This is a genomic window from Micromonospora sp. NBRC 107095 (assembly GCF_030269705.1).
Lineage (GTDB): Bacteria > Actinomycetota > Actinomycetes > Mycobacteriales > Micromonosporaceae > Micromonospora > Micromonospora parva.
Map to the genome: position 1 here is coordinate 518,190 of NZ_BSTU01000004.1, position 12,194 is coordinate 530,383.

Annotated in this window: 10 protein-coding genes and 2 pseudogenes; 2 read left to right on the top strand and 10 right to left on the bottom strand. The window is 68.6% G+C overall.

The annotated features are described in order from the left end of the window. Positions 1 to 50 precede the first annotated feature (50 nt). The gene (locus tag QSK15_RS22190) at positions 51 to 932 is read right to left on the bottom strand and encodes a hypothetical protein (protein ID WP_285796084.1); all 882 of its coding nucleotides are present in this window, start codon (positions 930 to 932) and stop codon (positions 51 to 53) included. 429 nt (positions 933 to 1,361) lie between these two features. Between QSK15_RS22190 and QSK15_RS22195 the strand changes: the two genes are divergently transcribed. Continuing rightward, on the top strand, positions 1,362 to 1,574 hold the full coding sequence (locus QSK15_RS22195; protein ID WP_285796085.1) for a hypothetical protein: 213 nt from the start codon (positions 1,362 to 1,364) through the stop codon (positions 1,572 to 1,574). Positions 1,575 to 1,773: 199 nt separating this feature from the next. Here QSK15_RS22195 and QSK15_RS22200 read toward each other — a convergent pair whose 3' ends face one another. Both QSK15_RS22200 and QSK15_RS22205 read right to left on the bottom strand, forming a co-directional pair. Beyond that, the gene (locus QSK15_RS22200; RefSeq protein WP_285796086.1) at positions 1,774 to 1,983 is read right to left on the bottom strand and encodes a hypothetical protein; all 210 of its coding nucleotides are present in this window, start codon (positions 1,981 to 1,983) and stop codon (positions 1,774 to 1,776) included. A 12-nt stretch (positions 1,984 to 1,995) separates the two neighbouring features. Beyond that, positions 1,996 to 3,162, bottom strand: a complete 1,167-nt coding sequence (locus tag QSK15_RS22205) for a PucR family transcriptional regulator (RefSeq protein WP_285796087.1) — start codon at positions 3,160 to 3,162, stop codon at positions 1,996 to 1,998. A 249-nt stretch (positions 3,163 to 3,411) separates the two neighbouring features. Between QSK15_RS22205 and QSK15_RS22210 the strand changes: the two genes are divergently transcribed. Further along, positions 3,412 to 3,882, top strand: a complete 471-nt coding sequence (locus QSK15_RS22210) for a hypothetical protein (protein WP_285796088.1) — start codon at positions 3,412 to 3,414, stop codon at positions 3,880 to 3,882. Between the two features lie 247 nt (positions 3,883 to 4,129). Here QSK15_RS22210 and QSK15_RS22215 read toward each other — a convergent pair whose 3' ends face one another. The 7 genes and pseudogenes from QSK15_RS22215 to QSK15_RS22240 form a co-directional block, all read right to left on the bottom strand. Next, positions 4,130 to 6,421 (bottom strand): M23 family metallopeptidase, encoded by a 2,292-nt coding sequence (locus tag QSK15_RS22215; protein ID WP_285796089.1) that lies wholly within the window; start codon positions 6,419 to 6,421, stop codon positions 4,130 to 4,132. Positions 6,422 to 6,445: 24 nt separating this feature from the next. Next, positions 6,446 to 9,253, bottom strand: a complete 2,808-nt coding sequence (locus tag QSK15_RS22220; protein ID WP_285796090.1) for a hypothetical protein — start codon at positions 9,251 to 9,253, stop codon at positions 6,446 to 6,448. Positions 9,254 to 9,517: 264 nt separating this feature from the next. Beyond that, positions 9,518 to 9,985, bottom strand: coding sequence for a DDE-type integrase/transposase/recombinase (locus tag QSK15_RS22225; RefSeq protein WP_285796091.1), 468 nt, complete (start codon positions 9,983 to 9,985; stop codon positions 9,518 to 9,520). Then, positions 9,928 to 10,371, bottom strand: coding sequence for an IS3 family transposase (locus tag QSK15_RS22230; RefSeq protein ID WP_285796092.1), 444 nt, complete (start codon positions 10,369 to 10,371; stop codon positions 9,928 to 9,930). The genes QSK15_RS22225 and QSK15_RS22230 overlap by 58 nt, the downstream gene beginning before the upstream one ends. 161 nt (positions 10,372 to 10,532) lie before the next feature. After that, positions 10,533 to 10,748, bottom strand: a pseudogene (locus tag QSK15_RS32540) (transposase); the annotation flags it as partial. Positions 10,749 to 10,812: 64 nt separating this feature from the next. Beyond that, a pseudogene (locus QSK15_RS22235) lies at positions 10,813 to 11,373 on the bottom strand (transposase); the annotation flags it as partial. A gap of 54 nt (positions 11,374 to 11,427) precedes the next feature. Then, positions 11,428 to 12,045, bottom strand: a complete 618-nt coding sequence (locus QSK15_RS22240; RefSeq protein WP_285796093.1) for a tyrosine-type recombinase/integrase — start codon at positions 12,043 to 12,045, stop codon at positions 11,428 to 11,430. Positions 12,046 to 12,194: the final 149 nt, after the last annotated feature.

Sequence of the window (12,194 nt, forward strand, 5' to 3'; positions counted from 1 at the left end):
TTCGGACGAGTCCGTCCGAGTACAGCTACGGACTCACGGAGGTCCTCCCGCTACTGACCGTAGGCTTTCGCGGTCCAGCCGAGCGAGCCGAGGGACCCACCCTTGATGTCCGTGCCGACTCCATCCGTCTTCAGGGCGTCGAAATGCACGGAGGCCGAACCGGCGGCGGTGATCCCGAGCAGCGGCCGGCCGTTGGGGTGCGCGTCACAGTAGCCCGTGCTGAGGCTGGTGAAGGATCCCCAGCCGCTCGCCCGCAGTACCTTCGAGGTGATCGTTGTCGGGGTGGCCCGGTTGACTCGCCACTCCTTGAGCTCCCCGTTGGCCTTGGTACCGATCAGCACGTCCACGGCGGCGCTGCCCGTTCCGCCGCTGCGCTCGTAGGTCAGTGTGTTGACCGCGTCCCAGCCGGTGGTGGTCAGCCTCACCGGCGCGGAGAGCGTAAACACGTCGTCCACGTAGGTCTCCGTGTAGCGGTAGAGCGAAGTGCCCGCCACGCGGTAGAGGTACGGCGACGCCGATGCAAGGATGCGGGTATCGGCGAACCCGTTCTTGAAGCGGCTGGCGGTGATCGCCGTGACTCTCCAGGTGCCGTCGACCAACTCGCCCTGGCGGCTCACCTTGTAGAGCCAGCCGTCGGTCGGATGGGCGGCGTACTCGGTGCTGCGGAAGCTGGTGTCGTCACCAGAGGCACCGATCTGCTGATGCGCCGACGGCACCCAGCCAAGAATGTCGTTGGCGTAGGCCTTGGTGCTGGTCGTCCTGTCGGAGTACACGTAGCTGAGACGCTGCCCATCGGAACGGTACGCCGCGGTGGAGACGCTACAGTCCGCTGGAACGTCACTGAGCGCCGCAGCCGCCGGCCCGACGGGCACGACGACTCCAGCCACGGCGAGACCGGTCGCGACAACGCTCAGCGCCGTCGCGGCGGCCACGATGGATTTACGCATGAGGCAAGATCCTCCAGTAGTACGACTGTGGGGCGAGGGTCGCCGCGCGCGGGGTGTGGATAAACGGTCCCGCTTGGGCGTCGTGCGTTGCCGCGCATCCAGGGCGCACGGGGGTGCTCCCCGATGGGCCAGTCTGGACAGCAGAACGGTACGGCGTGGCCCGTACAATCGCCGTACAACCGGCGTATAGACCACCCACTCGCCCCCCGTCATCCGAGTGTGGGCCACCTGGTGACAGCGCCGACATTACGTCGACCGGCTCGACCGCCGGCACAAGGGTCGAGCGCCGTTCCCGATGCGGTTGGTGGGAAGTTACCTCTGGCGGCTTGATCGTCCAGCAAGACGCTCGTGCCTAAATTGGCAAGATCACGATTACAGTCGCAGCGTGTGGGCTTCGTCCGAAGGGGAGTTGCGATGAGCCGCTATTCGATGGACGAGCGCGTGGCCTTCGTGGCCATGTCCCGGTTCGTGTGGCAGTTCGCGAACCGCGCCGGGGACGACCTGCTCACGCGCCTGGGAGACATCGGCATCGAGGCAGACGGCGGGACAACGGATCCCGCCGCGTGGAACGACTGGCTGACCTGCGTCCGCTCCGTAGTAGACGGCGCAGAGCACCGGGCCGGCTAGAGACCAGCCCAGCGAGCATCAACTCCACCAGGAGAAGATTTCTCGACTGGCCCCGACAGCAACGATCACGATCTACGGCTGGAGTACTAGACACCCTCGCCCGTCGACTCTGGGTCGGTGGTGCGCGAGAGGCGGCCCGCGTTGACGATCGAGTGGCTCACCACCGCATCGATTGTCGGTACCCTAACGGGACGCTGGATCAGATGCCCAGCGCTGCCCGCAGCCGGTGAACGCGATAGACGGCCATGGGGTTGGCGCCCACGTCGTTCCAGGGCCATCGGGTCGCCCGGCCCCGGATCAAGGCAAGGTGTGGCCTGGCTGATTTCCGGTCGCCGATGACGCTGAACCAGGCGGCGGCGTAGTTGTGAGCGAGTATCTCGCCGGGCCGCTCGCAGCTTGCCAGGTTCATCCGGCTGCTGATCTAGCCGGCGAGGATCCGGGCGACGGCGGTGCTCAGCACGCGTACGCCGCGGGTCGAGCCCGGCTCCAGCCCGGTCAGGTCGCGCACCCGGGTCAGCCGGTAGTCGAGTGTGCGCGGGTGGATGCACAGCGCGGCCGCGGTGTCGAGCCGGTTCATGTCGTGCTGGTAGTAGGCGTCCAGCGTGGCGACCAGGTCGGGGCCTGCGTCGAGTTGCGCCGCCACCACCTGAAGCCACTGCCCGACCTCCGCCAGCCGGGCGGCGCCCAGCTCGGCGAAGACGTCGGTGACCGTGTACGCGTGGCGCGGCACGGCCCGCACCGGTGCGACCTCGCTGACCTGCCGGGCCAGCGCCACGGCGTCGCCGAACGCGCGCACCCGCCCAGGCGCGGTGCCGGCCGCGCACGGCCGGCCGGTCATCGAGGCCACGTCGCGGGCCAGCGCGAGCGCGCGCTCGACCGCCGGCTGCCGGCCGCCCGGCGAGCTGGGGATCAGCGCGACCACCTCATGCGGCTCCGGCCAGCTCAGCGGCATCCAGTGCGTCTTCAGCAGCGCGCCGGCGAACTCGTCCCGCGCCGCCTGGTCCGGCCCGGGCGACCCGCCGGCCACCCGGACCACCGTCGCGACGACGTGGTCGGGGACCGGCATGTGCAGGCCGCGCGCCAGGTCGGTCGCGCTGTCGTCGCCGGCCAGCAGCATCACCGTCAGCAGCCGCACCTGGGCGACGGTCGCCAGCGTGCGCCGCTGCCCCTCGATCCAGCCCCGGGTGTACGCGCCCTGGGCGGCCAGTCCCGCGGGAGCCAGCCAGGCGAGCGTGTGCATCGTCGCGGCGATGTCGTTCGGGCCGGCCGCCTCGTACACCTCGCGCAGCGTCAGCCGGGTGTGCACGAGCAGCACCTGCCGCTGCGCGGTCAGGGTGAGTCCCTTCTCGCCGCGCTGGCGGCCCATCGCGGCCATCAGGTCCAGATCCTGCACGTGGAACGGCGCGCTGTCCGCCGCGAGGTCGACCGTGCGCTGACGGAGGAAGACCGCGAAATCGAGCATCTCCGACCGCACCCGCGGCATGGCCGCGAGGTTGCGGTATTCCAGCAGCTCCTCCTGGTAGGCGTCCACCGCCCGGCGGGCGTTGTCGGCCACTCGCTGCCGCCACAGGCTGAACAGACCGCCCATGCCAATCAACGGTAATCGATGCGCTCCGGCCACGCCGCCCGGTTGACGCGGACCGGACAGCCTTGCGGACATTCACAAGAACCGGGGTACGCCGGCGACCCGGTTCTCGCAATGTCACGAAGACCCGGCCACCGGCACCCTGGAACGCTTCGCCATGGACGTCAGACGACGGCACGTCCGGGTCGGGCGCGACCAGGTACGCGCCCCAGCATCCGCAGATCGCACAGCACTCGAGAGGTGGTTCTGGTCATGACATGGCGTAGTCGACCCTCCGCCGGAGCACCATCCGGCATTCTCCGCGCATCCAGTCTGCTGTTGGCCGCGACGGCGATGCTCGCCGCGTTCATGGCCGCACCGTCCGCGGCGGTCGCGGCACCCGCGCCGAGCGGCGACGCGGCTGTCGCCGCTATCGGAGCCGAGCGGGCATCGGCGAGCTCCGCCGGCACGTTGAGCGTCACGACGTCGACGGCGGCCGCCGCCTCACCGGCGAAGGGCGGCGGTTACTCGGTGATGTCGGGCTCCTGCCCGTACGCCGGGCAGTACATCGACCCGTGGCTGATCGTGTTCCAGGGCTGCACCCTCACCGGCCAGCCGACGACCGCGGTCAGCGCCCGGTGCTCCAACGGGGCCACCCTGGGCCCCGTGCACGTGCCGCCCGGCGTCTACGACATCTATGTCGACTGCTACCCGGCGTTCTTCAGCTCGCTCACGTTCATCTGATCGGCCCACCGTCACCGCGAAGCTCGCCCGGCGCTGTCACCGGGAGTAGCGCCAGGCGCGGTGTCGGAGGGCTCCGGCGGTGGTCAAGCGTCCTTGGCCACCGCTACGTCTACGTCGCACACATGAGACGTACTGGAATCCGATGATCGACACGAACTATGTCCAGCTGGTGCTGCGCGTTCACGACGCCATCCCGATCGGCGGACAGCAAGCCGATCCGCCTGTGGGCCCGGACTGTCAGCCCCAGCTAGGACGTGAGCGGGAAGAACTCGTGGGGCAGGCAGGCGCCGAGCTGGCTGCCACCCCGGGAGAGGAATATCTCGATGTGTACGTGCGAGTTGACCGCGTTGCCGGTGGAGCCGGTGAGCCCGAGCTGGTCGCCGACACTGACCTGAGTGCCGGAGCGCACCGCGATGTCATACATGTGGGAGTAGTAGACCCGTACTGTCAGGTCGTCGGGCGTGCTGCCGCGGTAGGTGTGGCCCACCGACACCGAGGCCGCGCGCCGGTGGTCGTCGGCGCCGGCCGAGCGCAGCCACAGCAGCAGTTGCCAGATCCGGTTGACCAACCTGCGCCGTTCGGTGTCGTACGCGGAGCTGCTGTCGCTGGAGAGTAACTCCCGTACCGAGGTGAGCAGCTCGCCCACCGTGATGCGGGGGGTGACGATGCGACCCAGCCCGAACACGCCCGAGTCGGCGTGCAGCCGATCTCGGCGGAACAGCACCGTCCCCACCGGCAGGCCACGGGCACGCACCACACCGGCTTCTAGGTCCCGGACGATCCCCGCGCGCAGCGCGTTGAAGGCTGCGGCGTTCTCGATCGGGGTGAGGTTGCGGGCGACCAATCCGGTAAGTAGCCGGGACACCTCGCTGCCACTGGACGAACGGGTGAGCACTTCGGCCGGGGCAATCTCGTCGTCGCCGTGCGCGCGCAGCAGCGCCCCCAGCTCCGTCTCCTGCGACCCCTGCCGGCCGAGCAGGCCGTACGCGATCTTGCCGAAGATGTCCTGGATGTCGTCGGACGCGCGCGCCTCGACCACCGCGCTTCCCCCCGCCAGGCGGTACGCCGCCGCGTCGTCTGGGGTGGCACGGAACCGCTCGGGAAGCTGGAACTCCTGCGGGGCGGAGAGCAGTAGCGGCAGGCCGGCGTGGCAGTTCCAGTCGACGGCGTTGTCGCCGTGGCCGGGGTAGCTCAGCCACTGCACCTGGCCGGTGGTGTGTGCGGAGATCCCGATGTCGCGGCGCCGCTCCGCCGACGAGCTGACCTTCAGGAACGAGTCCATGAACAGTTCCAGCCCGAGGTTGTGATTGTTCTTCAGCAGCCGCTCCAGTAGCAGCTCGTACCGCTGCCAGCGGCCGGTCTCGTCGGCGACCGACAGCCGTTGGCTCGTCAACGACGTGAGTTCCTGGTCCATGCGCTGCAGCAGGGCGTCGCGTTCCTGGCGGGCCTCGTCGTCCCGGATTCCGCGGCGTTCGGCGTCCTGGTACGTGGCGATCCGGCTCATCGTCGCGCCGCTGAGCGTCCGGCGGAGGCTGGCGATCTCGCGGCTCGTCGTCGCGAGCTCCTGCTGTTGCTCCTGAATCTGGGGCCAGAGCACCCGCAGCTGGGCCCTGCTAGCGGATCGGGTCTCGCGGGTCTCCGCGGAGGAACCGGCTTGTCGGCGCAGCCGCTCCCGTTCGGCCCGGCCCGCGCTCAGCACCGCCTCCAAGTCGGTCCGACGGCGGGTCAACACCCGCAGCCGCCGGTACGCCTCCAGGTCGGCCGGCGTCGGTGGTGCCACCCCGGCCAACTGCGCCACCAGTTGTCGCCGCTGCCAGTCGGCCCGCCGTCCGGCGAGCATGGTGAGTTGCCGTTCCACCAGCGCCTGGTGGGTGTGCGGCACGTGGACGGTGGCGTCGACGAGGGCGCGTATTTCGCTGCTGAGCCGGTTGCGGCCCAGCCGCACCGCCCTGGTCAGGTCGCGAAACATGGCTGGCTCCGAGTCGCGGCGGCCCAACCGTTCAACAGTGATCACCACGCTGAGTGCGATCGTCCGCTCATACCAGGCGAGCAACGCGTGCAGCCGGGTCTGGGCGGCACCCCACGCCGGTCCGTGCAGCAGCGACAGCAGCGCCGCGAGCACCATGTCGTGCGGCGCGTCGGATGGTACGGCAACGTCCAGCTCGCTTCGGTACGCATCCGTCGCGGTGACGACGGCGCTCACCGTACGCCGCACCTCGTCGCGGGCCGTGGGGTCCAGTAGCGCACGCACCGTAGGGGAGCTGGCGCGCCCCAGCGTGGCGGTGCCGCCGTCGGCGAGCACCGCCGCCAACGCCTGCCGCAGCGGAGACGGCTCGCTCCCGCCGTCGGCACCACCCCCGTCGGGCGGGTCACCGCCGCCGTCCTCACCCGCCGGGGGCAGGGTGATGCGGTACGACGGGATCACTTCACCGGTCAGTGACGCCGGTGAGCCCGCCGCGTCCGGATTGAACCAGCCTGCGGCGATGCTGTCGGCCAGCAGCAGTTCCAGGAACCGTCCGAAGTCCTCGTTACCATCCATGCTGGAGCCGAGCCGCCGGCCCCGTCACCGGGCGTCCGATTCGTCCGGCCGCCAGGTGCCGTCGTCATGCTTGGCCCAGCTCGGTAGCCCGCCTTCCGGGCGCAGCCGGACCAGTCGGGTCGGCACGCGTACGCGCCAGGGCGCCCCCTCCGGCACCTCGTCGCCCGGGGCGCCGGTACGTTCCTGGATCTCCTTGACGATCGGCAGGTACTCGGGGTCGGTGATCTCCGGTGGCGGCCCGCCCTGCCAGACCTGTCCGGTACGCATGAAGTGCTCCACCGAGGTCTCGAACCCCTCCCGCACCGGCAGCAGCACCCGGGCGGCACCAGAGCGTACGAACTCGGCGAACTCCGGGTCGCTGTTGTCGTACCGCACCCGGTCGAGCCAGGTGCTCTTCCGGCCCCAGAAGTACGGGTAGAACAGGAAACTCATCAGCTGCCACTCGAAGGCGTGTTCGAAGAACCGGATGTAGTTGCCCTGCTCCTCGACCACCGCCACGTCCACCTGCGGCACCCCCATCGCACCGGTCTCCACCGCGCCGAAGGCGTCGAAGTGCTGGTGCGTCAGCACCGAGATGCACGCCTTCTTCAGCTCGGTGAGCTCCAACGCCCGGTTGGCCCCCGGGTTGCGGCCGTCGATGACCACCCCGTGGTTTGCCGCCGCCCGGGCCGTCGCCTCGTCGAACCGCGCCTGCTGCTCCAGGTACGCCTGCTTGATCTCGGCGTGGGTACGGATCTGCCAGTCCAGCATCGCCCGCTCCGTGCGCCGGCAGACCACCTCGATGCTGACCGCGAACAGCGGCGTGTCGTTGGCGACCATCGTGACCGGGATCGTGCCTTCCTCCAGGTCGAGGTTCGTCGACCGCAGGCCGGAGTGCGCCTCGTACAGGAACACCTTGCGCCCAACCGAGATGTAGATCTGGGATCCGGAGAAGCCCGCAGTGACGTGGGCCTGCACCGCGTTGTACCCCTCGGGAATGGGCAGGTCCTGGCGCTGAGACATGTCGCCGGCCTCACCGCCGCCACCCGAGGAGAACGTCACCGAGCGGGTCTCCTCGAACCGCGGCGGCGGCTGGACGCCGGTGGCGTGGTACTTGTTCGCCCAGTAGAGGTAGTCGGCTTCGGTGAGCTGGCTGGCGTCGAGTTGGAACGGCTCCGGGCGCGGTCGCCCCACTTCCCGGGTGGCGTCCTCCTCCAGCGCACCGGTGAGGAACATCGCTGGCTCCGGAATCACGAAGTCGTACATGGTGCGACCGCCATAGCGGAACAGTTGGGCTTCATACCACTTGTCCACCCACTGGTAGACACCGACCACGTGGCCGTCCCCGTCGACGTTGTCGACGCTGTGGTCGTTGATCTCCTCCACCTCGCGGGTCACCCGCAGCGTCTCCTGGGTACGGATTCGCTCGGCGAGCCTGTTCACCGACTTGTCGACCACCTCACGGGCGTACTCGCTGGCCTTCTTCCGGGAACTCTCGCGGGCGTTGGTGTACGCCGCCCGTGCGTTCGCCTCGATCAGCACGGCGGGGCTGACCTGGGCGCGGATCCGCAGCCCGCCCTCGACCTCCGCCTCCTCCTTGAGCACCTCGGACGCCTCGTGGCTGAGCTCGAAGCGCTCGGTGGTCTCCAGGTCGCGCTCCTCCTCCCGCTCGATCTCGCGCTCGGTCACGAAGATCTCCTCGGTGACCTCGCGACGCCGGTGGGTGCGCTGCTTGTTCTCACCCCGCAGCACGTTCTCGATGTGGGCGACCTCGCCAGGCTCGTATCCGGTGAGCTGTTGCCGCACCACCAGCAACTCACCCTCCCCGATCGGCCGTACCGTGCCGTGCGTGGTCGGCAGCGGCTGCCGGTCGCCTCCGGGGAACCGCCACAGGAACGCACCACCCAGCCCGTACGAGCCGGCACGGAACATGTCGGCCAGCGCCAGTACGGTGTTCCCCGCCGTGGGGCGCAGGTCGCGTACCAACCCGGCCTTCTCCGTGTCCAGCCGAGCCACCACCTGGCTCACCGAGTCCCGCGACAGGTCCAGCCCCAGTTGACCGAGGTAACGGCGACTGGCTTCGCTGATCACCTTGACGCCGGCGTCGGAGAGCCCGAGGCGGGGGCGGTCCTGGGTGCCCGCGATGCTGATGCCAGCGGCCTTCGCGGCAGCTTTCGGCGTGGGTCGGCCGTCGTCGAGCCGTGCGCCGCCCGGCTCCTGCGGGTCGCCGTCCTGGGTGCGGAAGAATCGGGGAGCGATAGTGGTCAGCTCTCGCACGACGCTGTCGATGACCTGCCCCTGCCGCCCGACCTGCTGCAAGTCCGCAAGCGTCGGCACCGCACGTGCCGGAGGTGCGGTGGTGTTCGGCCGCTGTGGCGCCAGCTTCAGCCCGGAGAGCACCGGCAGCACCAGTGGCATGTCGAGGATCGGCAGGGTGGCCGCCGCCCGGTCGGTGCCGTTGCGGTCCACCCAGGCTTCGACGAAGCGCACGGTGCGTAGCAACCCGACCAGCTCCGCCATCGCACCCGGATCGCTGGTGGACAGCAGCTTCAGCGCCAGCGCGCTGTCGGCCAACTGTTCCTTGCGTTCCCGCCACGTCGTACCGCCGACCTGCTCGGCGTAGCCGTCACCGAGCATGTCGCGTACGGTCTGCTCCACCTGATCCTCGGTAGGGTCCCGCAGCTCCCTCAGCCTGGTACGCAGCTCGCGCAGCTTCGGCCCGCCGGCTACCCGCTCGGCGTCGTCGACGAACCGGCTACTGCCGACGAACGCCTTCGCGCGCTCGATGACCTCGCTACGTGTCTCGTCGCCGGTGACGCCGCCCAACTCCTGCTGCAGCGGTGTGTTCGACACCGATACCGCATCGGTCTGGGGATCCGCCGCTTCGGCGTTGCGCACCAATAACATCCGAAAGACCTGTTCCATGCGTGCTGGCTCCCCACCGAGCGACGTCCATGATCGATAACGGTCCGACAACATGAGATATCCACGCCGGTGCCGGCGGAAGGCATTGGTCGGCATTCGGTCAGCGGCGGATGAGCAATCTCACGGGATGACCCACTTGCGGGGGCCGAGTTGCGTCGATGTGAGGTTCCCCCGGGTTTGCCGGAGGGTTGGTTACCTGGCGCCGGTGGGCTCAGGCTGAACGATAGCCGTCTCGTCGTGTTGTGCCTGGTGAGTGTGCCAGGCGGTTTCGTACTCGTCTGGGGATCGCCAGCCGAGGTCTTTCTGGATGCGGCGGGTGTTGTACCAGCCGTCGATGTAGGTGAAGATCGCGTTCTCTGCCTCGTCGCGGGTCCGCCAGGAGTTGCGGTAGACCAGTTCGATCTTCAACGTGGACCAGAAGTTCTCCATGAGCGCGTTGTCGAACGAGTCCCCGACCGAGCCCGTCGAGGGCAGGATCCCGTTGTCAGCCAAGCGTTGCGCCAAGCGGCAAGACGTGTAGTTCGATCCCCTGTCCGAGTGGTGGATCAGTTGGCCGTCGCGGACGTCGCGCGACCAGATGCCGCATTCGAGGGCGCCGAGGATCAGGTCGGTGTCGCAGCGGTCGGAGCACCGCCAGCCCACGATGCGGTTGGAGAACACCTCCGGACGGCGGCCAACCAGAACACGCCCTCGCCGCAGGGGATGCGGGTGGCGTCAGCGACCCACAATCGGTTCGGCGCCGCAGCGCTGAACTGCCGGTTGACCAGATCCGGTGCCGGTGTCGCCTTCGGGTTCGACCGGGTCGAGGGGATGCGCCACTTCTTGCGCAGGAACGCGCCTTGCGGGCCGGCGTCGCGCATCAACCGCTCGACCCGTTTGCGGCCGACGTGGCGGCCCTGCCGGCGCAGCATGGCGTGCACCCGTGGACTGCCGTAGGTGCCGCCCGACACGTCGTGGATCTCCGCGATCTCCACCGCCAGTTCCGCATCCTCCCGCCGGGCGCACGGGTTGGCGGCCTGGGCGGGCCAGCCGTAGTAGGTCGACACGGCGATGTTGAGGACCCGGAGGACGGGCTCGACCCCGAAGCGATCTTTTCAGCTCGTCGACGAGCGTCACGACCGTCGCCGGGTCGGGTCGAGTTCCGAGGCGAAAAAGCCGACGCGGCTTTCAGGATCTCGTTGGCCCGCCTCAGCTCGGCGTTCTCCCGCCGCAGCCGGCGCAGCTCCTCCACCTCCGAGGTCGTCGGCCGATCGTCACGCTGGCCGCGGTCGGCTTCGTCCTGGCGGATCCAGTTCCGCAACGCCTCGTGATGCACCCCGAGCTGGCGGGCCAGCTGCCGGATCACGGGCTTCGGGTCCGACTCCCGATACAAACGCACCGCACGTTCACGCAGCTCATTGGGGTACTTCTTCGGTGCTGCCACGAATGACTCCCTTCAGCTCCATCAGAGCATGATCGAAAGCCTCCGAGCTACCGGGGGAACCTCACATCGCGTCGATGAACACCGCCGCGTAAATCTCATCGAACGGACGGTGCGACCAGTCGGTCATCTCCTCGATCACCTTGTCGGTGATCCGCGAGATCGTCTCCTTGCCGACCGAGGCGCCATAGATCTCGGCGAAATGCGCCCAGATCTCACCGGTGGTCAAACCCCTTGGCATACAACGACAACACCACCTCGTCGACCCCGGACAACCGGCGCTGCCGCTTGCGGACGATCTGCGGCTCGAACGTGCCCGCCCGATCCCGCGGCACCTCGATAGGCACCGGCCCGGTGCTGTCGGTCAGCACCGTCTTCGCCCTGGTGCCGTTACGGATGTTGCCTGAGCCGGCGCCGTCGGGTTCGTGTTTGGCATAACCGAGATGATCGGTCATCTCCTCGTTCAACGCGGTCTCCAGGACCGTCTTGGTCAACTGCCTCGACAGCCCATCCGGACCCGTCAGCCCTGTTCCTTGGCCGCCCGGACCAGCTCGACGGCGGCTTTCGCCTCCGCCGACGGCCCCGCCCGCTTCTTCCGTCCAGCCTGATCGTTCTGCGTCGCGGTCATCACGGCACCCTCCTCACCAGGCACAACGCCTGGCAGGTCAGGCCGGAAACACCCCTAGATCCACAGTCCCCCGACCTCCGACAGACGCGCTCCGGTGTTGTAGTACAGGCGGATGATCGCCTCGTCGCGCAGGTGCGGAAAGGTCTTGCCCTTGCAGGCGTCGAGGAGCTTCTTCGTGTCCTCGTCCCGGACGATCGGGATCAGCTTCTGTGGTGTCTTGGGCTGTCGGACCCGATCCATCGGGGAACGTTCGATGTCCTCCTCAGTCAGCAACCACTTGAAGAACTGCTGCAGACCTTTGTGCTTGTTCAGCGCGGTCGACGCGGACCGAGTCTCGATCATCCACGCCTGGAACGCCTCCGCATGTCCCCGGGTCACCTCGGTGGGGTCCTCTGCGGCGTCGGCGGCATCGGGATCGGGCGAGTGCTCGGCCAGGTAGCGGGCCAGTTGCGCTGCCGCGAGGAGGTAGTTGTACCGGGTCGTCTCCGGATAGTTGCCCGCCGCAGCGTCCGGTCCCAGTCGCGCAGGTACCCTGCCAAGGTCGAGGACAGGTCGGCGGTGAGCTTGGTGAGGTCCAGTAGAGCCATGTCGGTGACCCGTCGAGTCAAGGGGTCGATAAGCGGCGTGCTCGACCTCGACGAACCACCGTGAACACGAAAAGAGGGTTTCCACAGGCTCTGACCTGTGGAAACCCTCTCGCTGTCGGGACGGCCGGATTCGAACCGACGACCCCTTGTTACCGACAGTAATCGGACCAAGCTTGTCATCGCTTGCCGAAAGTGGTCGCTGAGCTGCGGAGACACTGCCAGGCGCTCATCGCT